The sequence below is a fragment of the Intestinimonas sp. UBA1698 genome (assembly GCF_002320075.1).
Classification (GTDB): Bacteria; Bacillota; Clostridia; order Oscillospirales; family Oscillospiraceae; genus Intestinimonas; species Intestinimonas massiliensis.
This window is the reverse complement of sequence record NZ_DCJO01000002.1, coordinates 17,069-36,702: the sequence shown is the minus strand read 5'-3', so window position 1 is coordinate 36,702 and position 19,634 is coordinate 17,069. Positions and strand designations below refer to the sequence as shown.

At 59.8% G+C, this 19,634-nt stretch carries 28 protein-coding genes; 6 read left to right on the top strand and 22 right to left on the bottom strand.

Annotated elements, in window-relative coordinates:
• Nucleotides 1-507: 507 nt before the first annotated feature.
• Entirely contained in the window at nucleotides 508-1,587 is a 1,080-nt protein-coding gene (locus B3H64_RS00750; RefSeq protein WP_024725084.1) for a hypothetical protein, read from the top strand.
• A 92-nt stretch (nucleotides 1,588-1,679) separates the two neighbouring features.
• On the opposite strand, the gene B3H64_RS00745 is transcribed toward B3H64_RS00750, so the two are convergent.
• The 4 genes from B3H64_RS00745 to B3H64_RS00730 all read right to left on the bottom strand — a co-directional run bounded on the left by B3H64_RS00745 (nucleotide 1,680) and on the right by B3H64_RS00730 (nucleotide 5,146).
• Nucleotides 1,680-2,114: a PD-(D/E)XK nuclease superfamily protein gene (locus tag B3H64_RS00745; RefSeq protein ID WP_024725083.1), complete on the bottom strand. Its 435-nt coding sequence runs from the start codon at nucleotides 2,112-2,114 to the stop codon at nucleotides 1,680-1,682.
• 100 nt (nucleotides 2,115-2,214) lie between these two features.
• Entirely contained in the window at nucleotides 2,215-2,688 is a 474-nt protein-coding gene (locus B3H64_RS00740) for a DUF2871 domain-containing protein (protein ID WP_055179328.1), read from the bottom strand.
• Nucleotides 2,689-2,801: 113 nt separating this feature from the next.
• Nucleotides 2,802-3,344 (bottom strand): NADH peroxidase, encoded by a 543-nt coding sequence (locus B3H64_RS00735; protein ID WP_238072801.1) that lies wholly within the window; start codon nucleotides 3,342-3,344, stop codon nucleotides 2,802-2,804.
• A 284-nt stretch (nucleotides 3,345-3,628) separates the two neighbouring features.
• Nucleotides 3,629-5,146, bottom strand: a complete 1,518-nt coding sequence (locus tag B3H64_RS00730; RefSeq protein ID WP_286732092.1) for an AAA family ATPase — start codon at nucleotides 5,144-5,146, stop codon at nucleotides 3,629-3,631.
• 252 nt (nucleotides 5,147-5,398) lie between these two features.
• On the opposite strand from B3H64_RS00730, the gene B3H64_RS00725 reads away from it, so the two are divergent.
• From B3H64_RS00725 to B3H64_RS00710, 5 genes are all read left to right on the top strand, one after another.
• Nucleotides 5,399-6,382: an Ig-like domain-containing protein gene (locus tag B3H64_RS00725; RefSeq protein WP_286732091.1), complete on the top strand. Its 984-nt coding sequence runs from the start codon at nucleotides 5,399-5,401 to the stop codon at nucleotides 6,380-6,382.
• Nucleotides 6,383-6,507: 125 nt separating this feature from the next.
• The gene (locus B3H64_RS00720; RefSeq protein ID WP_286732090.1) at nucleotides 6,508-7,077 is read left to right on the top strand and encodes an inorganic diphosphatase; all 570 of its coding nucleotides are present in this window, start codon (nucleotides 6,508-6,510) and stop codon (nucleotides 7,075-7,077) included.
• A 329-nt stretch (nucleotides 7,078-7,406) separates the two neighbouring features.
• Nucleotides 7,407-7,628, top strand: a complete 222-nt coding sequence (locus B3H64_RS12035; RefSeq protein ID WP_414653421.1) for a heavy-metal-associated domain-containing protein — start codon at nucleotides 7,407-7,409, stop codon at nucleotides 7,626-7,628.
• Nucleotides 7,629-7,922: 294 nt separating this feature from the next.
• Entirely contained in the window at nucleotides 7,923-8,186 is a 264-nt protein-coding gene (locus B3H64_RS00715) for a hypothetical protein (RefSeq protein WP_286732089.1), read from the top strand.
• A 341-nt stretch (nucleotides 8,187-8,527) separates the two neighbouring features.
• Nucleotides 8,528-8,779, top strand: a complete 252-nt coding sequence (locus B3H64_RS00710; RefSeq protein WP_050617007.1) for a DUF2283 domain-containing protein — start codon at nucleotides 8,528-8,530, stop codon at nucleotides 8,777-8,779.
• Nucleotides 8,780-8,818: 39 nt separating this feature from the next.
• On the opposite strand, the gene B3H64_RS00705 is transcribed toward B3H64_RS00710, so the two are convergent.
• The 18 genes from B3H64_RS00705 to B3H64_RS00620 form a co-directional block, all read right to left on the bottom strand.
• Complete coding sequence (locus B3H64_RS00705) at nucleotides 8,819-9,118, bottom strand: hypothetical protein (protein ID WP_286732088.1); 300 nt, start codon at nucleotides 9,116-9,118, stop codon at nucleotides 8,819-8,821.
• Nucleotides 9,119-9,121: 3 nt separating this feature from the next.
• Nucleotides 9,122-9,373 (bottom strand): phage holin, encoded by a 252-nt coding sequence (locus B3H64_RS00700; RefSeq protein WP_286732087.1) that lies wholly within the window; start codon nucleotides 9,371-9,373, stop codon nucleotides 9,122-9,124.
• A 14-nt stretch (nucleotides 9,374-9,387) separates the two neighbouring features.
• Nucleotides 9,388-10,767: an N-acetylmuramoyl-L-alanine amidase gene (locus B3H64_RS00695; protein WP_286732086.1), complete on the bottom strand. Its 1,380-nt coding sequence runs from the start codon at nucleotides 10,765-10,767 to the stop codon at nucleotides 9,388-9,390.
• Nucleotides 10,760-11,071 carry a hypothetical protein gene (locus tag B3H64_RS00690; RefSeq protein WP_050617011.1) on the bottom strand — a complete coding sequence of 104 codons (312 nt, stop codon included), beginning with the start codon at nucleotides 11,069-11,071 and terminating at the stop codon, nucleotides 10,760-10,762. Before B3H64_RS00690 ends, B3H64_RS00695 begins: the two co-directional genes overlap by 8 nt.
• A 64-nt stretch (nucleotides 11,072-11,135) precedes the next feature.
• Nucleotides 11,136-11,267, bottom strand: coding sequence for an XkdX family protein (locus B3H64_RS00685; RefSeq protein ID WP_094762292.1), 132 nt, complete (start codon nucleotides 11,265-11,267; stop codon nucleotides 11,136-11,138).
• 12 nt (nucleotides 11,268-11,279) lie between these two features.
• Nucleotides 11,280-11,639 (bottom strand): hypothetical protein, encoded by a 360-nt coding sequence (locus B3H64_RS00680; protein ID WP_286732085.1) that lies wholly within the window; start codon nucleotides 11,637-11,639, stop codon nucleotides 11,280-11,282.
• A 23-nt stretch (nucleotides 11,640-11,662) separates the two neighbouring features.
• Nucleotides 11,663-12,778 carry a hypothetical protein gene (locus B3H64_RS00675; RefSeq protein ID WP_286732084.1) on the bottom strand — a complete coding sequence of 372 codons (1,116 nt, stop codon included), beginning with the start codon at nucleotides 12,776-12,778 and terminating at the stop codon, nucleotides 11,663-11,665.
• A gap of 11 nt (nucleotides 12,779-12,789) precedes the next feature.
• Nucleotides 12,790-13,122: a hypothetical protein gene (locus B3H64_RS00670; protein WP_286732083.1), complete on the bottom strand. Its 333-nt coding sequence runs from the start codon at nucleotides 13,120-13,122 to the stop codon at nucleotides 12,790-12,792.
• Nucleotides 13,123-13,137: 15 nt separating this feature from the next.
• On the bottom strand, nucleotides 13,138-14,124 hold the full coding sequence (locus B3H64_RS00665; RefSeq protein WP_286732082.1) for a hypothetical protein: 987 nt from the start codon (nucleotides 14,122-14,124) through the stop codon (nucleotides 13,138-13,140).
• Between the two features lie 12 nt (nucleotides 14,125-14,136).
• Nucleotides 14,137-14,400 carry a hypothetical protein gene (locus tag B3H64_RS00660; RefSeq protein ID WP_286732081.1) on the bottom strand — a complete coding sequence of 88 codons (264 nt, stop codon included), beginning with the start codon at nucleotides 14,398-14,400 and terminating at the stop codon, nucleotides 14,137-14,139.
• Complete coding sequence (locus tag B3H64_RS00655) at nucleotides 14,397-14,717, bottom strand: hypothetical protein (RefSeq protein ID WP_050617017.1); 321 nt, start codon at nucleotides 14,715-14,717, stop codon at nucleotides 14,397-14,399. The genes B3H64_RS00660 and B3H64_RS00655 overlap by 4 nt, the downstream gene beginning before the upstream one ends.
• An 11-nt stretch (nucleotides 14,718-14,728) precedes the next feature.
• Complete coding sequence (locus B3H64_RS00650) at nucleotides 14,729-15,415, bottom strand: hypothetical protein (RefSeq protein ID WP_286732080.1); 687 nt, start codon at nucleotides 15,413-15,415, stop codon at nucleotides 14,729-14,731.
• The gene (locus tag B3H64_RS00645; RefSeq protein WP_050617019.1) at nucleotides 15,412-15,954 is read right to left on the bottom strand and encodes a putative phage tail protein; all 543 of its coding nucleotides are present in this window, start codon (nucleotides 15,952-15,954) and stop codon (nucleotides 15,412-15,414) included. Before B3H64_RS00645 ends, B3H64_RS00650 begins: the two co-directional genes overlap by 4 nt.
• The gene (locus B3H64_RS00640) at nucleotides 15,951-16,994 is read right to left on the bottom strand and encodes a baseplate J/gp47 family protein (RefSeq protein ID WP_286732079.1); all 1,044 of its coding nucleotides are present in this window, start codon (nucleotides 16,992-16,994) and stop codon (nucleotides 15,951-15,953) included. The genes B3H64_RS00645 and B3H64_RS00640 overlap by 4 nt, the downstream gene beginning before the upstream one ends.
• The gene (locus B3H64_RS00635; protein WP_286732078.1) at nucleotides 16,987-17,415 is read right to left on the bottom strand and encodes a DUF2634 domain-containing protein; all 429 of its coding nucleotides are present in this window, start codon (nucleotides 17,413-17,415) and stop codon (nucleotides 16,987-16,989) included. Before B3H64_RS00635 ends, B3H64_RS00640 begins: the two co-directional genes overlap by 8 nt.
• The gene (locus B3H64_RS00630) at nucleotides 17,412-17,672 is read right to left on the bottom strand and encodes a DUF2577 family protein (protein ID WP_278894452.1); all 261 of its coding nucleotides are present in this window, start codon (nucleotides 17,670-17,672) and stop codon (nucleotides 17,412-17,414) included. Before B3H64_RS00630 ends, B3H64_RS00635 begins: the two co-directional genes overlap by 4 nt.
• A gap of 129 nt (nucleotides 17,673-17,801) precedes the next feature.
• Nucleotides 17,802-18,806, bottom strand: coding sequence for an XkdQ/YqbQ family protein (locus tag B3H64_RS00625; RefSeq protein ID WP_286732077.1), 1,005 nt, complete (start codon nucleotides 18,804-18,806; stop codon nucleotides 17,802-17,804).
• Nucleotides 18,796-19,632 (bottom strand): LysM peptidoglycan-binding domain-containing protein, encoded by an 837-nt coding sequence (locus tag B3H64_RS00620; RefSeq protein WP_286732076.1) that lies wholly within the window; start codon nucleotides 19,630-19,632, stop codon nucleotides 18,796-18,798. The genes B3H64_RS00625 and B3H64_RS00620 overlap by 11 nt, the downstream gene beginning before the upstream one ends.
• Nucleotides 19,633-19,634 lie beyond the last annotated feature (2 nt).

Genomic DNA, 19,634 nt, shown 5'->3' with positions numbered 1-19,634 from the left:
TCAGGTTCACCCAGCAGCCGTCCTGCACGGAATCCAGCCGGGTCATTTTTCCTTGAATCGTTTTAAAAATAGAGAGCAACGATCTCACGCCTTTCTCGGCGCGGGCCCCTCAAAAGGGTATAAAAATCCCCGCACGCATTTGTCTTTGCCGCCTGTGCGGAAAATATCCTTCCTGCACAGGCCAAGCGGCGACACGGCGTGCGGGTCTACCGGACGGGCCGGTCAGCCGCAGAGCCAATGCGCCGCGCTCCATATGGGACATTCTCGACTCACAGGGTCACCGCTCACAGCGCATATCACTCCTTTTCCAGTATTGTCATTTGCTTTTTTATTATAAGCCCGTCCGGCGCAGATTGCAAGTAAAACGTCCGTTAAGGTGCATCCGTCCTATAAACCGGACCATTTTCGCTTTGATCTCTTCGGATCATTTTTAAAATGATCCAGAGAGATCCCGGATTGACAGGTCGATCGACTTTTGCTATACTGGGTCGGAAGGACGGTGAAAACATGCCCAAGACAATCGGAATTATCGACGCGGATCTGCTCGATAACGGGACCCGTCACCCCAACCTGGCTCTCATGAAAATCAGCGGCTATCAAAAGGAGCTGGGCAACGACGTCACCCTGCTGGAGGATTACTACTCCATTCCCAAATACGACGAGGTATATCTCTCCCGGGTATTTGATTTTACCAACGTACCCATCGATCCCAAGAACTATCCCAATCTGCACATTGGAGGCACCGGCTTTTTCTGGATGACCGCCCCGGACCTTCCCCTGGAGGTCGAACACCATATGCCCGACTACCACCTCTACGACGAATATGTGGGCAGGCAGATCGCCCGGGGCATCAAGCCCCAGACCTACAGCGACTACATGGATTACAGCATCGGCTTTACCACTCGGGGCTGCTTCCGCAAGTGCCCCTTCTGTGTCAACCAGAAGTATGACCATGTGTTCCGCCACTCTCCGGTGAAGGAGTTCTTCGACCCCTCCCGCAAGCACATATACCTGTGGGACGACCAGTTTTTCGGCTTTCCCAAGTGGCAGGAGGTGCTGGACGAGCTGGATGAAACCGGCCGCCGCTTTCAGTTCCGCCAGGGCCTGGATGTGCGTCTGATGACCGAGGAGAAGGCCAGGCGGCTGGCGAACGTGAAGTATCACGGGGACTATATCTTCGCCTTCGACCACATCAACGAGGCCGAACAGGTGGTGCGCGGCCTGAAAATTTGGCGGAGACACTCCGACAAGTCCACCAAGCTCTACGTGCTCTCCGGCTATGAGTCCCAGGGCGCGGAGGAGATCGCCTCCATCTTTGAGCGCATCCGTATCCTGATGGAGTACCAGTGCCTGCCCTACATCATGCGCCACGAGTACTACAACCGCTCTCCTTACAAAGGGATGTTCATCACCCTGGCCCGCTGGTGCAACCAACCCAGCTTTCTCAAGAAGAAGAGCTTCCGGCAGTTCTGCGAGGCCAACGGCCTGACCAGCTCCGCTTTCCGCTACATGTCTGAGTTCGAGCACGACCACCCCGATATTGCGAAGCAGTATTTTGATATCCGTTTCGACCGGCACGGCGCGTAAGGCGCCTGTTCCCTTCCCATACGTCCCAGCATCGGAATTTCAAGGCCGTGTGCCGCGTTTGGCGGCACACGGCCTTTTCCCCTTCTGCACGGCTATGGACGGAGGAAGGGGAAATAATTCATCCCCAGTTCGATGTAAATGCGTTGCTTGAGCAGCTCATACCGGTCCGCAATCGCCCCGTTTTCATAACCCACTTCAATACCATGACCGGAGGAAATCAGCTTGGCCTTCATGTCGTCCCGGATATACCGCCCCGAAAAGACAATGATGGACGGGATGGGGGCCGCCATACAGTCGTCCAGGGCGTAGCTCAGCTTCTCGAAAGCCGAACCGCTGGTCTCCTGGAGCTTGGCCTCGATGGCCATGGAGCGGCAGTTCTGGGGGTTCATGATCACGATATCCAGCTTACGGGGTGTGCCGATAAAGCGCCAGCCGATGTATTTCTCCTCCTCGACCGCCAGTCCTTCGCCCCAGCCTCGGATATACTCTGCCAGAGCATGCCGGAAGTTGTTCCCGTTGTTGGGCATATAATCCCTCCTCCCATGTTCTTCCTCCATCATAGTGGATCCCATTTCCCGGGTCAATAGGCTTCCGGCCGCCAAGCTAGAAAAAGCGCGCTGCGGAACATCAGCCCCGCAGCGCGTCGTCCTGGTTCTGTCCGGCACCGGTTCCGTCTGCCGCCCTCCGAAGCTGCAAAAGCAGAGAGAGCATGCCGATACCCAGCAAAATATGACCAATGCCCGAGATTCCGGAAATGGAGGCATCCATTCCTCGGCTCAACTCATTTCCCAGCACCTGGCTCATCCCCCGCAGAAAGAATCCCAGCCCTGTGATATTGAGACCTAGTTGATAGACCAGCAGGAACTTCCCGCTGTTTCGGCTTGAGAAGGCAAATGTCTTTTCCAGCAGCATCAGGATAAGAAAAAACACCATTCCCAGTGCAAAATAGTGGGTATGCAGGAAAGACAGAGAGGTTCTGCCCGCAAAGCCGCTGAATTTGGTAAACTCCCTATAAAATACGCCCAATGCCATGGCAATCACCGCATAGACCATGGCCAACGTCGCAAAATGCCGCGCCAGTAAAATCTCTTTTTTATTCATCCGTACATACTCCTATCACAGCGGATACCGGAATTGGGTCCGCCGCCTATCGCCGGTTCATACAATCAGAAAGGGCGGAGCGAAGGCTCCGCCCTTTTCCGTATTCTGCTTGATTAGCCGAAGTAGCGCTTCAGCAGGCCCTCGAAAGCCTTGCCGTGGCGGGCCTCGTCGCGGGCCATCTCGTGGACGGTGTCATGGATGGCGTCCAGATTCAGCTCCTTGGCCTTCTTGGCCAAGTCAAACTTGCCGGCGGTGGCGCCGTTCTCGGCATCGACGCGCAGCTCCAGGTTTTTCTTGGTGGAGTCGGTGACCACCTCGCCCAGCAGCTCGGCAAACTTGGCGGCGTGCTCGGCCTCCTCATAGGCGGCCTTCTCCCAGTACAGGCCGATCTCGGGGTAGCCCTCACGGTGAGCCACTCGGGCCATGGCCAGGTACATGCCGACCTCGGAGCACTCACCCTCAAAGTTCATGCGCAGGCCGTCGATGATCTCCTGGGGAGCGCCCTTGGCCACGCCGACCACATGCTCGGCAGCCCAGGTCTTCTCACCGACCTGCTCCTTGAACTTCTCGGCGGGAGCCTTGCAGATGGGGCAGAACTCGGGGGGCGTGTCGCCTTCGTGGACATAACCGCAAACGGTGCAGACAAACTTTTTCATAATGTAGTACCTCCATTGAATTATTTTTAATAATGATAATTATTACTGTTTAAGCTGCCATTAATATAGCACAGCTTCTGGCGTTTGTAAAGGGGTTTTTTTAATTTTTCTAAAATTTTTTCCAGGAGACCCCAAAGGGCTCCGCGCTAGCGGTTACCCTTCCACTTCTTGGTACAGCCCACCAGATAACCAATGGAGACATCAGAATGTCGTGCCAGGGCCAAAAGATTTTGATCGTTTGGCATGGACCGGTCTGTTTCCAAACGCCGATCATTCCTAAGGGCTCACGGACGCGGTTCGGAAGGGTCTGGAGATCGGGCTCCGGCTTGGCCTGGAGCTGGGTGCTGAAGACCCGGTGTATGAGTTTCCTCCGGCTCCTCCTCCCTCAGGTCTCCCACCGTCAGCTCCATGAGCTGCTCCTTGGTGGGGGCCTCCAGCGCCGCCACCCGGTCGGACTGCCGGGCCACCGCCCGCTCAAATACGTTGCGCACGTCCCGGGCGTTGCCGAAGTTCTCGTCCCGCTCCTCGTAGAGCCCCACAAAATACTCTTCGGCATATTTCTCGGCCTCATTCCCGATCGTATACCCGTTTTTACCGCACATGGACCGAAAAATCTCCATGAGCTGGTCTCCGGTATAGTCCTCAAAATAGAAATACTTGTTGAACCGGGACTCCAGGCCGGGGTTGGAGTGGATGAACCGCCCCATAAGCTCGGTGTAGCCCGCCACGATGACGATAAGGTCCTTCCGGTGGTCCTCCATGTTTTTCAGCAGGACCTCGATGGCCTCCTTGCCGAAGTCGTTGGCGTTTTCCTGGTTGGTCAGGGCATAGGCCTCGTCGATGAAGAGCACGCCGCCCAGGGCCTTTTGGACCACCTCGCTGGTCTTGATGGCAGTCTGCCCCACAAATCCAGCCACCAGGCCGGAGCGGTCCACCTCCACCAACTGTCCCTTGGACAGCACGCCGATGGCGTGGTAGATCCTGGCCAGCAGCCGGGCCACGGTGGTCTTTCCGGTACCCGGGTTGCCCATGAACACCAGGTGGAGGGACATGGGAGGCACCGGCAGCTCCTGCTCCTCTCGCAGGCGGCGCACCTTCACCAGGTTGATCAGGCTGCGCACGTCCTTTTTTACCCTGTCCAGCCCGCACAGGCCGTCCAGCTCGGCCAGCAGTTCCTCCAGGGATTCGGCGGGCTCCGGCTCCGGTTCGGAGGAGGACGCGGCCTCCTCCTTCCCCGCCGGGGCGGGGGCGGCGGCCTGGCCGGGCTTGTCCTCCCCTCTCCGGGTGACGAAGTCCCCGGCATCCAGCTTGGGCTTGTCCGAAGCCAGCCCGTCTGCGTCGCACAGGGCGGTGAGGGCGTCGGCGCAGGCGTTGACGAAGCCCGCCTCCCGGTCGCTGACCGCCCCGTCGGCGGCGGCGAACAGCAGCAGCATCAGCGTCAGCAGATCCACGAACCGCCGGGCGGTCTTTTGGTGGTACGCCTTGTCATACTCCCGCATCCGCTGGAAAAACACCGGGGGCCGGAAGCCGGGATACTCGGCCACGGCGGTACACAGCTCCCAGTACAGGGCGGTGGGGACCGGATTTCCCTTGCAGTAGATGCCGTTGTAATACTCCACATGCTGGGGCGAAACGTTCCCCCCGTCGGCCTGCCACACGCCCAGCGCGCACTGGCGCATGAATTCATCCACGTCCTGGTTGAACTTCTGCCGCATCGCGGGATTGGCGATGTGCTGCCGGAACGCGGACACCCCTTCGCCATACTGCCTGTGCATTGCCGCGGCGGTCATTGCCCCCTTCACCGGCCCCACTCCTTTTGATGCAATTATGCGGCAAGTGGCCGCACAAATAAACCGCTTGGCGGTTTATTCCGCAGACATTATTATAGGGCAATCCCATCCTTCGGTCAAGAAACAAACCGGGTGACATAAAACTGTTAACATTTCGTTATTTTTCTTCCGCACCAGTTGACGATTCCCGTCAGAGCATGTAGTATTATAAGGAATAGACTTGGGTCTCACGGACCCGATCATCATGACTGAGGGGGAATCCGAATGGCAACCAGGCGCTCCACCGGCACCCGGCCGGAGGTCGTCCGCTGTCCCTACTGCGGCGAGGATTATTCTGTCACCTACAAGCGCTGTCCCTTCTGTGACGGCAAGCCGGCACCCGAGAGCAGCTTCGAGGACGACCCGCCCGCCGAGGGCTGGCGCTCCGGCGGCAAGCGCCTGGTCTCCAACACCAGGGGAGGCGGCTACGGCAGAGGAGGCTGGGGGCCTCTGCGCATCGTGGGCACGGTGGTGTCCCTGGGGCTTATCGTGGCGGCTGTCTGGATCGTCGTCTCGGTGGTCAGCCCCCTCGTCAACCGGGGCAGAAGCCTGAACTCCGACCAGCCCTCCAGCCCGCCCGTCACCTCCAGTTCCGCGGCTCCCACCGGCTCCCCCGACTCCAGCGCCAGCCCCGCCCCCACCGGCGGCGTGGAGCCTACCCGCTCGCCGGAGCCCTCCGGGACCATCCCCGCCAGCCAGACGGCCACCTCCTTTACCCTGAACCGGAAAGACTTCACCCTGTCCCAGGCGGGAGATGTCTGGAACCTGGGGCCCGCCTTCCTGCCCGCCGGGTCCACCGGCACCCTCACCTGGAGCAGCAGCAAGCCCGAGGTGGCCACCGTCTCCGACAGCGGCATCGTCACCGCCGTGGCCCCCGGCGTGGCCACCATCACCGCCACCATGGCGGGCGGGTATACCCAGGAGTGCATCGTCCGCTGCACCTGGACCGGTGCTTCCTCCGGCGGTTCCGGCTCCGCGGCGGCGACGCTCACCCCCAGCCACAGCGACGTGACCCTCTACAAAGCCGGGGAGAGCTTCCGCTTCCGCGTCTCCGGCACCGACAGCACGCCGGTGTGGAGTACCTCCAATTCCGGGGTGGCCTCGGTGGACGGCAGCGGCACCGTCACCGCCGTGAGTAAGGGCACCTGCAACGTCACCGCCACCGTGGACGGGCAGACCTTTACCTGCATCGTCCGGTGTAATTTCTGACGCTTCTGTCTCAGGACGGGCCTTCGGGCCCGTCCTTTTTTGTTGCCGTTGTAATTTGGCCCGCAAACGGCTATAATGGTTGTGATCATCCATAGATTTGTATTTATCTGGAAGGAGATTACAGCATGTCCAATATCTGGCATGACATCAATCCCGCCCGCATCCAGCCCCAGGATTTCGTGGCGGTCATCGAGATTCCAAAGGGGAGCAAGAAGAAGTACGAGTTGGATAAGGAGACCGGCCTCATCATCCTGGACCGGGTCCTCCACACCTCCACCCATTACCCCGCCAACTACGGCTTCATCCCCCGGACCTACGGCGACGACGGCGACCCGCTGGACGTGCTGGTGCTGTGCTCGGAGTCCATGGACCCCCTGACCCTGGTGCGGGTCTACCCCATCGGCTACATCTCCATGCTGGACAGCGGCAAAAACGACGAGAAGATCATCGCCATCCCCTTTGCCGACCCCACCTACAACACCTACCAGGACATCTGGGAGCTGCCCGGCCATATTTTTGACGAGATGGCCCATTTCTTCTCGGTCTACAAGGCTCTGGAGGGCAAGGAGGCGGTGGCCGGCGATGTCAGCGACCGGGCGGCGGCTATCCGGGTCATCCAGCGGGCCATGGACCACTACAGCGACACCTTTCTGGGGGCCTCCGTCCCCCGGCAGGAGCGCAGCTCCACCCGCTGACGCTATCCCCCTTATTTTGCCCTTTACGGTCCTTTAAGGAAACCACAACGGCCCTTTCCGAAAAAATCTCCTGTTTCCAATGGTTTCAACCGTTTCTTGTATCACGCTTGTAACTAGTGCGCAACGAGTGCCCGGATATGTGGCAAATTGCTGAACCACAAAAATTGTTCCCGCCGCTCCTTTGAACGGCGGGGGCTTTTTCAATCTTTCCCGAATAGAACTGCCCCCCAACTGTAGCGGTCATGCGCTAGAACCTGCGTAACATTGGCAGATATCACAAACGCAAAGCACACATAAAACCGCTCCGGATCAGGCATTCTAATCTAGAGGTGATTAAGTTGGCACACGAAAGCGTGTATTTTAATGTCAGCAAAGACGTTGGGCTCCATGATACTTCGTTGCTTAAAAGAGCTTTGGATTCCCTACCGGGCGTTAACTCCGTCAGCATTGATAAGGGTAGCGGCAGGATAGCAGTGGACTATGACGATACTGGAGTTACCAGAAATGAAATTCAGGAGAAAATTGAAATATTAGGATATCCAATTAAGTAGCGAATCCCCGCTCCTTCCATCGAGGGGCGGGGAATTGTTTTGGAATTGGCAAGCGGAAAACCCCCTCCCGGACGTGGAAGGGGTGGACGCTGGTGAGCTGCGGAGGGTAAAAAGGCCCCCCGCAAGAAGGTTTAAGTAGTAAAACCGGAAATAGTTGTACGTTTTTATGGAACATATATTCTGTTTCATCAAGATATGTACCCACCCTAGATCGGCAATACAACCTATAGTACTTGAAAAATTCACATTTCATATGTATAATTCAGGTTACAGAAAGAGAATGGGGGAATACTTATGGATAAGCCTCAGTACGCTAACGCATTTACTGCCACATTTAACCCTCAAATCGGAGAAGTTGTTCTCAATTTCAATCAGGACTATCCGTCGATTGGCCCCCTGCCAGAGAGCGACGAGCCTGGAATTGTGCACGTAAAAACCGAAGTTAAACGTGAGCACGTATGTGGAGTGGTGCTTCCGGTCGGGGTTGCCAAGCAGCTCATTGATGTATTGACGCAGAACCTTGTGTCATTACCAACGAGTGCCGAAAGCGATGGGTAATATTATCGAGGTCAAGGACCCAAATGGAGTAAAAATATATTGCTCTCAAAGTACTTGGGAGCAGCATATAATATCACCGACTGGGCACCCGGAAATGGCCGATAATATTGATGCAATCGTCCAAACGATTGCGAGCCCTGACTGCATATACGAAAGCCACGACAGCGACCCTCCGCTCGATGATCGCTCTGTGTACTGCAAGATAGTTCAGAGCGCAACATATTATAATAATGCAAAGTACACCAAGGTCGTCGCGTCGATCTGCGGCGGAACTGGGGAACTTATAACCGCATATTCCGCCAAAAGTGAAACAGGCGGGACAAAGGGGGAGGCGAGATATCGTGCAAAAGATTGCGATTGATTACGACAAGCGCTTCGACACCCTATATGTAGCTTTGGGCGACAAGACCAATTCATATGGCGATGACAGCATGAACGACATCATTGTCATGAGGGACATGAACACAGAGGCGATTACAGGCTTCACTATCCTAAGTTTTCTCAAGAAATATAGGGCAAATGCACTGCCTCAACTCCCGCCCTCACTTGGATTTTCACTAGAAAAGGACATACTTCCTAAAATAAAGCAATAAAAACCGCCCCCACCACCGCGAAGGTGATGGGGGCTTGTTTTATCCTATAATCTGCGCCGCGAGATAGCCGACAGCGCCGGAGATCAGCAGCCAAATCAACTTGTCCACAATGCCGTCCCAGCGTTTGCTCGGCTTCTCCGTGAGGGCTTTTACGTCAGACTTGATTTCCTTGACATCCGTCTCAACCGTCTCCTGCCGGGTCGCCAGCACCTCCACGGAGGACACCAGCTTATCAAGATTATCCTGCCGTTCTTCCACCTTGTCGAGCCGGTGGGAGTTGGATTTGCCGCGCTGCTCGATTTCGACCAGCTTGACAGACAGTTCCTCCGTGGTAGCCATACGTTAATCCTCCCTGGCCTTAATCTCGTTCTTCAGGGCGTCTCCTGCCAGGGCTGCCTGGGTAAAGCTGTTGTTTTTCCACCACGCAATCAGGGCGGCAATGACCGTCCAGGCCGTGGTGATGATGGTCTCAACCTGCTCGTCCTCGATTGGAAGCGGGGACACCCCCGCCATGCTCAGGCACTGATTAATCAGGGCTAGGAGCAGGATGATGGTCCGGGCAATGGTGCCCGCGCTGATCTTGTTGGTTGTCATGGTATGTACCTCCATCAAATCAAATTCAGCCGGTCCAGCACCACGGCCAGCTCCTGGCGGGTGACCGGGTCTGTAGGCCGGGTGCCGTCCAGCACGCCCTTGCTCTTGGCCTTTTCCCAGGCCGTGGCGGCCCAATCCGCCGCACCGGTATCCGTGGTGGGCTCGGTCTCCGTGATCTCCGCCCAGGCCACGCCCAGGCAGTCACAGACGCCCTTCGCGGTGGCCTCGGCCAGCTTGTCCCGGTAGACGCCGCTCTTCAGCCGCTCCACCTCGTCCCGGTCGGTGTGAAAGCCGTACTCGATCAGGCAGGCCGGGGCGCTGGTCCGGGTCAGCACCGCCCACAGCTCGTGCAGCAGCCCGGTCCCCCGCAGCTTGATTCCGGCGGCGCGGAACTGGTTGATAAGGGCCGTGGCCGCAACATTGCGCCTGGCCGTCATGGGGCCCGCGCTGGTGTAGACCACCAGCCCGCTTGCGTCGTACCACCCGCTGTTTCCGGCGGCGTTGGAGTGCAGGGAGAGAAACAGGTCCGCCCCCGCCTCGTTGGAGACAGCCGCCCGCTTGCTCAGGTCGGCGTCGTCCGCCCTGCCGGTGGGGCAGTGTTCGTCCTCCCGAGTCATGACCACCCGGATCCCGCACCGCTCCAGGTGGGTCCGGAGCCGCTTTCCCATATCCAGGGCAAATTCGTGCTCGTAGTAGGATTTATCCGGGCTGCACTTGCCGGGGCTCTCCACCCCGTGGCCGGGGTCCAGGCATACGGTTTTGCTCACAGGCTTGTCCTCCTTTTTGTCGCCGGCCTCCCGGCGGACGTAGACCACGATATAATTGTGTACCTTGCGGCCGCTGTATATCTTGGCCCCATTGAAATCACACTGGCTGGAAACGCCGCCGTCCAGCATGAGGGCGCTCTCACATCCCAGCTCTGCCAACTCGTCCCGCAGGGCCTCCGGGGTCCTCGCGTCGCAGGTGCCGTCGCCGGAGACATACAGGGCAAGCGAGTCGTTCCGGATACCGATGGCCGTCCGGCCCCGCCTGCCGCCCATGTCCGGGTTGTATTGGGGCTTGGGGTTGGGTGTGCCCTGCCGGATCAGCTCTACACAGTTGATGTAATTGGCCTTGCCGCATGGCACCAGCCCCATGGCGATGTCGGGCCCCACATCCCAGGCGTAGCCCCAGTAGCTGTATGGGTCCTCGGCGTAGGTGTACCCATCCGAGCGCAGGTGCATCACCGCCTTTGCGCCGTAGTACACCCCGCCGTTGAGGACGTACACCTCGCAGTCCGGGTGGGCGCTGCGGGCCTCGGCCGCCACCTGGGCTAGAGTCTTTGTGCCCCTGGTAACGACGATGGCGATGCGCTCCACCCGGCTCAATGGGAGAGCTGCTATGTACTTACTCATCGAGGATCGCCTCGAAGGCCACCCGGTCGCCCGCCGTGAAGGCCGCGGTCAGCTCGGCGTAGTGGGCCTGGATGAGCCGGTTGGCCTCGTTCACAAAGTCCGTCCGGTCTTTGGGCTCCTGGAGCTGCGCCAGCAGGGGCAGCTTGTCCAGCCCCTCCATGCACTTATACTGCTTGCCACCGGGCCCCAGGCCGTTGACAAAGCAGGCGGCAGCGGTGCCCAGATCGCCTTCAAAATGGTCGCCGTCGGTCCGCTCCTCGCGGGCTACTTCAAAGATGTTCCACAGATAAGTCTTAGCGTTCATAATTTTTCCTTTCCGGCCAAATTGGCCTGTCCATATTTTTTGCGCGGCATGCGCCGCTTGTCTCCTAAGTGTAGCTCTCTCCGGTGATCTCCTGGTACTGCTCTTTGGTGATGACGCCCTTGCGGACAGCCATCTTTACCATCACGGCGTTCCACAGGCCGCGGTCGTAGTTTCTCTTGATCGTCTCAAAGTTCATTTTGCATCCTCCTTAAACAGTCTCGTCCGGCAGGCTCGTCATGACCTGGTATTCCAGTGCAGCAGCAATTCTTTCATTCGCAGTCGGCTCCGTGCTCGGTGCGTTCGCAGCATCCTCGAACGCTTCAATAACTTCCAGCTTTTCTACATCGGTGGTGCAAGACGAGAAGTCTGCACCCTGTGCGGTGTACATCTGCACCATCTGCCCCAATGTGCCGAAGAATGCGCCGTTGATCTCTCCGGCCGCACATACTACTTTAATGGATTCCAGACCCGCTACGGGGTATCGCTGAATCCACTGTTCTGCGGTGAGCACCTCACCGATGGGTGTAATGATTGGATCGGTCTTGTTCCAAATTGCGTATCTGCTCATGCTCATTGCCTCCTATTTTTGATTTATGCTGCATAGACATCTACAATCGCCGAAGATGCAGAGGGGGACCCACCACCAAACAAGGCATAGACCCCTACCGATGTTGCAGCAAGCCCATATCTTGCACTACTTAAATTCGGTAACGTAATCCGAGTCAAGTTCTCGTCGTAGGCATCTACGATGGCGCTGTTGCCTGAGCCCAATTCGCCGCCGCCAAATAGTGCATACCCGCCAACAGCCGTTGCTCCAATTCCAGACCTTGCTGCGCTCAAAGCAATAGGCGTACTCCGAGTCAGACTCGTATCATACGCATCCACGGTAGCTACAGGATTGCTTGATAACTCCTCATTGCCACCACCGAACAGAGCATAATTGCCTACTGTTGTGGCGGCTAGGTACGCTCTAGCAACGGTCAGCGCCGACGCTGTGCCTTTTGTTAGGCTGGTATTGTACCGATCTACGGTGGTAACCTTGTTGTTGTAATCATCGCCTCCGCCGAAAAGGGCATAACTTCCTACGGCCGTCGCGGCTAGATGCCGCCTCTCTTTGCTCAATGCGGTTGGTGTGCTACGAGTCAGGCTCGCATTATATGCGTTCACTACCAAGGAGCAAAAAGCGTCATTCCAGCCTCCCCCAAATAATGCGTAGCTGCCCACCGTTGTGGCAGCGAGGTACGCTCTAGCAACGGTCAGCGCCGACGCTGTGCCTTTTGTTAGGCTGGTATTGTAGCTGTCCACCTTGTTGTAGTATGCGGTTCCCCCACTGTTGCCCCCGCCGAAAAGGGCGTAACTTCCAACGGCTGTCGCCGCCAGACCTCGCCTCTCTGTGCTCAATGCGGCTGGTGTGCTATGAGTCAGGCTCGCATTATATGCGTCCACTACAGATGATGCCCAGTCATTATATCCACCGCCAAACAGTGCGTAGTCCCCTACCGATGCAGCCGCTAGCCCATATCTCCCTTTACTCAATGGCGTTGTTGTCCCGTAATATTCAAGTCCATCGCTCCAACACGGTCTCGCCACGCCGCCAACGCCGATGTATGCTTTCTTGATCTTGCGGGCCTTGCCCCCGATGCCGATATAGCCTTTCTTGATCTTCCGGGCTATACCACCTACGCCGACATAAGCCTTTTTCGCCATCTCAGCTCACCTCACTCATAAACGAAATAGATGCACCCGCTGGTGAGGGCGCTGGAGCCTGCCGTCAGATCGGTTGTTCCCGCCGCGATGCCCCTGGTCATATAGGTCCCGTAGCTGGTGTTGGAGCTACTGACCTTGGTGGTGCGGTTGTTTATGGCGCTCATCAGCGATGACAGTGCCGTGTAACCCGTGCCGCCCCGCGATGCGGGGAGCGTCCCGCTGGTAATATCCGATGCGCTGTGGCTGTGTACTGCGGCCGCCTTCCCGGCCAGCAACACCTTGAGCTGCGTCCACAGGTATTGCAGGCCGTTTTTCCCGAGCACCTTATCGGTTGTTCCCGCCATAGTGATTCCCCCTTATCAGCTTGCGAGGATCGCATCGATCTCCGCATTGGTCACAAACTCCAGCGTAAAGCTCTGTCCCAGTGGGTCCCATGCGCTGCCAGTCCAGCCGTAGTTCATGTTGTCCTCCGCCACGTCCCACACGTCGCCAACGGTGTTGCCGCTGCCCGGCAGATCTGCATAGGAAGCCACGCTGCCTTTGTATCGGTAGACGCTGGCGAGATCGCTTTTGAGGGCATAGCTGCCTGCGTCCGACAGGGCAGCCACCGTGGTTGGGACGGTAATGTTCACTGCCTTGCCGGAGACGGTCTGAGCCGCACCATTGACCTTGATGGCTTCAATCACGTTGGCCTGTGCGCCGGCGGGTGCGTGGGCCGCCTGGCTGTGGGTGTAGGCGGCGTCATAGTGAGATTTCAGCGTGTCCGTCAGGTCATTGGTCACCGTCGGGATTGCTGGCTTGCCGGAAAGGTCACTGTAGTTTCCGGTAAAGGCCACTGGTTTCAGGTCCGCAAAAAACTTTGCGATCTTGCCCAGGATGACCGTCAGCGCCTCGCCTGTGGCGATGTTCACCCGGGAGGAAGCAGTTGTGAAGGCGGGCTTGATGTTGGTGCCGTCCGCCTTTCCGTAATGGCTGGGCGCCTGTCCGCCGAGCTGGGCGGCATTGTCCACCACTCCATCGTTGTCTGCGTCATAGGCGGCCTTCATCATATCGCCGTAGCCCAGTGCGCCCATGTTGTCGCTCAGGGCCTTGATCTTCCCATCCAGGACCTTGCCCTGGTTGGCGGACAAAGCATTCGCCGTGCTGGCGGAAGTCAGACTGTCCTCCACGGTAGTCTTGTTGGCCCCTTCCGCGATCCCGGCCAGCTTGGCCTTCTCCGTGTTGGTGTAGTCGTTGGCGGACAAGCCCTTGCCGTCCACCTTGTCCACCTTACCGGCCAACTTCACCTTGAGATTCTGCCAGAAGTACAGCAGCCCGTTCTGGCCCACTGCTTTTTCCGTTGCCATGCTGATCCCCTCCTAAGTCTCCAGTATTTTTTGGATCTCCAGATTGCTGAGAAAACCGCCGCTCTCCAGCTTTCCCTCCAGCGTTTCCGTCAGTGAGGCAATGGCGGCAATTGGATGCTGCTCGGGCGCGTCCCGGTTTTTCAGCTTTGCGTGGTCTTGCTCGGACGGGACCTGAACCACATCGCGCAGCGCGGCGCCGAGTTCTGTGTCGCCCGAGCCTTTCATTTCCACGGGAAAGGCTTGACTGATGTCCTGAAACGCGATGTCGATTTTCATGGCAGCCTCCCGTCCTTCAGGATGCGGCCAACGGGTGTCCGGAAGATCTCGCTCGCCATGGACACTGCGCCGCACCGCACCCGGAGTTGGATCTCAACGTCCTGGCTGCTGTCCAGTTTCAGGGTGTCCTCCTCGGATAGCGTCAGGCTCAGATCGTTTTCCGTGGCCACGCAGTCCGTAAGTGCTTTCTCCAGCACCACCTGGGTCTGCACTCCGTACCGGGGCTCCCGCTGCGCAAACGCGATGCTGCATGTGTCGATCTTCTCACATGCAAAGGGCAACGTAAAAATGAGTGTCGGCGTTGTTCCTCTGTACATCCGTATCGCCCCTATTCGTATACAAAATGCAGCGTCCCTGTCGCCAGGGCGGAGCTCCCCGCCGTCAGGTCCTCGGTGCCATAGCTGTAGGCTGGCGCCGCTCCCAGATTGGTGCGGGCCGCCGCCGCGGTAGTCGCCCCTGTGCCGCCCCTGGTCACCGGCACCGTGGGCAGACGGGCCGCATCCAGCGTCCCGCTGTTAATGTCCCCGGCCCCATGCTTATGGGCCGAAGCAGCCGCCCCTATGGCCGCCGGCGTGATGGGATCGGACCCGCTGCTGCCGTGTGTGGATGCGTGGGCGGAAGGTGCAAAAGAGGACGGCTTTCCGGTGATGGTGCTCCAGGCGTGACTGTGGGCGGCCGCCGCGTAAATCGGGTCAAAATAGGTCTTCAGCACGGCCTTGATCCGGCTCCACAGCACCCGCTTGGTCTTGCCGCCGTCCGCGCTGTCCACCAGCGGGAGGCTGTCCCCATCCGCCGGCGTGGCCTTGGCCGCATTGTCCTTCAGCGGGGGCTCGTAGTCCAGGTCCGGCAACTGTTCCGCCGGAATCGTTCCGTCCTCCCCGAGAGAGGCTTTCCCATCCTCCAGCGCCTTCAGCGCGGCGTCAATGGCATCCATGTTGGGATTCATTGCCTGGGACGGATCGGCGTAGTCCGCATCCTCATATTTCTTCAGTTTATAATTGGTCGTTTCTTTCATGAGATGGTCCCCCCTCGCACGTCGGCCCAGGTGCGGCTTTTTAGCCGGCTCCAGGTGTAGCCCTTCACATCGCCCCAGGTCCGATAGATGATGACGTAATCGTAAGCCAGATGGGCCGGCTTGATTTCTTCAATGGCGGCGGTCAGGTCGTCCAGGTTGGGCGGGATGCCCAGCGTTCCGGTAAATTTGATCTCGAAACGGTACTCCGCCGGGTATTCCAGCACATCCACCGCCCCGTTGGAGAAGCTCTCCGCCACGTTCTGGATCATGGCCACGGTGGTAGTTCCCTGCCCCCTCAGCTTGGACAGGATGCGGGTGCGGCGGTACTCATCCGGCCGTTCCAGGTCTGTCTCCAGCCCCAGGGATTTCTCCCAATAGGCCAGGCCCCAGGTTGCCTTGGAGACGTCAAGCTGGTCGATCAGCCCGCCCTCCGCCGTCCACAGCGCCTGCGTCTGCCGGTCCAGTGCACCCTGAAGGGCCGACACCTGGGGGCTCCCGGCGTAAAAGTCCGGCAGATAGGCGATCAGCTCCCGGCTCATGTCAGGGTCACCTCCCCCAATGCCGGCACCTGCTCGGCCCCGATGCTCACGTTCCCGGTCCCGCCGTTCAGGGTCAGGCTGGTAAAGTCCAGCACACCGGGAAGGCTCAAGAGAAGGTAAGCCACCTGGTTATACCGCAGGATGCTGGTCCGGAAGGCCAGCGTCTTGAGATAGGCGTCCAGCTCGGATGCAAAGACCGCCTTTACCTCGGGCAGGGTCGTACTGCCGTCCAGGGTGAGCTTGGCGGCGACGTGGATGGACAGGCTTTGGGCGGCGGCCACCGTCACGGTGGCCCCAATGGGCCGTTCCCCTTCGATGTGGGCCGCCGCAGCCGCCACGATCTCCGAGGAGGCGGGCTCCATGTCGGCGTCCACCAGCACCACCTTCACCGTGCCCGCCCCATTCCAGAGCGGGAAGATCTTCGCGCCGCCCACGCCCGCCACCTCCATGGCCCACTGCTCATAGTGATAGGCATTGCCGGAGGTGGCCTGACGGCTGCGGAAGTCCCGGATGCGCTCGTACAGCGCCGCGTCGCTCTCCTGGTCCGTACCGCCGGTGGCGGAAGCGTTGGTCCAGGCGGACAGAGCCGTCATAGTCGTCACCATCCGGGTGATGGCTCCGGCCTCCACATTGTACGCGCTTCCGATCTCTGTGGCCTCCGCCGTGCCCGTGTCGCTCCCGCCGGTGAGCAGGACGTCCTCCAGCAGGGCAAATTCCAGCCCCTCCAGGGTGAGAAAAACCGTCCCCGCCGGTATCGTGGACCCTGCCGTGCCGGTCAGGGTCATGGTGCAGCGGGCCCTGGTGCCTGGCTTTCGCGTGATGCCGTATTTGGCCCCCTCCAGATCCAGATACCCGCCGGCGCTTTCATCCGGGAAGGCGATGGAGATCACCGCGTTCATGGCCTGGTAGACCTTCCAGATCTCCACCGCCGCCGGGCCCGCCATGGAGTCCAGAAAGCTTCCCTCCCGGGTCTCCAGGCTGTCTCCCGCCTCGGCCAAGATGGCCGCCTTGATGCTCTCAGGTGTGATCGACTCAAACAACTGCGCTCACCTCTCTCGTGCCGTATACCGTGCGGACCGTGCAGGCGATGGACAGTGCGCCGTCGGCAAAATCCACCGTGACCGCATCCACGCCGCTGATGTATGGATTGATCTCCAGCGCCTCCCGCACATAGCGCTGGGCCTCCGCCTGCTTCAGAGCCTCGGTGTAGGGCTGGCCGATCAGGTTCTCCAGCTCCGTTCCAAAGGCCCAGGAGTAGATCTCATGCCGGAACCGCGGGGTGTGCAGGGCCAGCCAGGCCCACACCGCCACCGCCTCGGCCCCCTCTACCGTCACCGGCTCCCCCTGCCGGAATACCGGTAGGTTTCGCTCATAGTCCCATTGGACCTCCCGGCACAGCGGCAGCTCCGTCTCCACCGGGGCCGCCTCCGGCTGCACCACCGGAAAAAGCTCCCGGCTCATACGCTCACCGCCTTACATAGGATGATATAGCGCTGCGCCTCCTCGATGGGGAGCAGCACCACCAGGTCCCCCGCCTCCAGGCCATAGGGCAGCAACTCCGGCGCGGCCAGCAGGTCCTCCCGCTCCTGTGTGGTTCCTTCGGCCACCACCCGGCAAGGCTGTTCGGGGGCCTCCCGGCTGGGCCAGGAGCTCACCGTTCCAAGGCAGAGCCCTCCGGCCCCGCCGCCGTCTCCCTGCAAAGCCTTTGCCAGTTCCATGTATGGATTCCCTTCCATATCGTCCTCACAAACTCCATTCCGCTTCGCCCGCTCATTTGCGGGCGTCCGCTCCATTTCGTTGTTCGTCCTCTCCCCCGAAAGCCGATCCGCGGCTTCCCGGGGCGCCCCCTAAGCATCCGGCAGCTTCCCCGCCTCCTGCTCGTCCATGAGGCTGCGGAAATTAAGCACTAATTTTGTGGTGTACGTCCCGCCCTTCCAGATGTGGGTGTCGCTGTCGATCCAGCACAGGCCGTACAGCCCTGTCACCGGCTCCTGAAGCACCACGCAGCTCCCGGCGATGAGGGCCGGATTCCCCCGCACCTGCACCGTGATCTTCTGCTCTGGGGCATTGTCCTCCAGCAGCTTCTTCGCCTCGGCGTTGGCGTCCTTGCCGCTGCTCTCCGTGATGGTGCTCTGAAACACCCCGTACCGGGTGACCGAGGCCCCGTCCTGGATCGGGCCTCCCCTGGCCGTGCCGTTCTTGTCCAGGATCTGCACCCGGTTGACCAGGCGCTCGATGCTGTCCGTGGCGGTCAGGCTGATGAGGTTGGCTCCGGGCCGGATCACCAGGGTCTCATCCCCCTGCTTTTTCTCAATGACCTCCAGAGCCTCGCCCCGGAACCGTACCAGATACCGGCCCCCGGTGGCGGCGGCGGCCAGGGTGTAGGCCGTCTGGATGATCTGGTAGAGGCTCACGCCGGGGAAGTTCCGGCTGATTGCCTGCCCCGTCTGGGCCAGGTGGCCCACCGTGATCCCGAAGTCGGCCGCAACCCGCTTTGTAATGGCCTCCGGGGTCTGGTTGCGGAATTTGTAAGACGCCTGATTCCGCTTGAGGAACAGCCCCCGGTCCGCGCAGGAGATCTCCACGGTGTTGGACAGGGTATCCCGCTGCCGGGAGAAGACAAAGCCGTCAAAGAGCGGCTCACCGCCCCGATAAAACTGGACCCGGCTGCCCGGCGGGCAGTCTAGGGCAGGCAGCCGCCCGTCCTCGCTGCTGCACGGCAGCGGAAAGTCCAGGGTCCGGGCCGCCTGGTCATAGCTGCCGCCCCAGGTGAAGCTCTGGCACAGCGCCGTAGCCTCCCGCGTCCCGCCCCCCGGCGGCGTCAGCAGCAGTCTCAGGTCCTCACTGGCCACCGAGTATCCCTCCCCCGTTCAGGTGGGACTTCGCGGAATCGAACGCCTTCTTGAAGTCCGAGTGATTGGCGACCTGCACCGCGTCCTCCTTGGAAAGCTGCACCCTCCACCGCCGGTCGTTATCGTCGTAGCGGGTCTTGGTCGCCGTGGCTGCCTGCCGGGACCGGGACGGCGCGGCCGCCGCCGGCAGCTCCTCCCGGGCGGGTAGCCGCAGCACCTGGCCCGGATGGATGAGGTCCGGGTTGGCGATGCCGTTGGCCGCCGCCAGCCGGCCGTAGAGGGAAAAGTCCCCGTAAAACCGCCGGCAGATGGCGCCCAGGGTGTCCCCCGCCTGTACCGTGTAGGTGTCCGACCGCTCCGGCTCCGCCTCGGCGCTCCGGTTGGCGTTCCCGGTCTGGCTGGATTGCACCGTGTCCGCCTCCAGCGCCCGATAGCCCCGCAGGGGTATGGTGCAGTACAGGTCTCCCGTGCCGTCCTGCTCCCGGTAGCGGATGGGGTCCAGGATCACCGCCGCGTTGACCGGCGTTCCGGACACCACAAAGCGGAGCACCGTCCCCGCGTCGCTCCACTTCTCCAGCTGCTCCAGATAGACCCATGGATTGGTTCCCGCCCCCGGCTGGAGGAAGGGATAGGCTTGGGCGGGAAGCAGGCACTCCAGCTCGGTGTCCAGCAGCACCGGCAGGCCGGGCAGATTTACGTCCCCCACCTGCTGCATGGAGATGCTGTTGGCCTTCCGGCCGTGCTCGATGTCATAGCCCTTTGGCGTCACCGGCAGCACCAGCTCCCGGCCCGTCTCCGTGTCCTTGAAAATGAATTGATGCACCATGC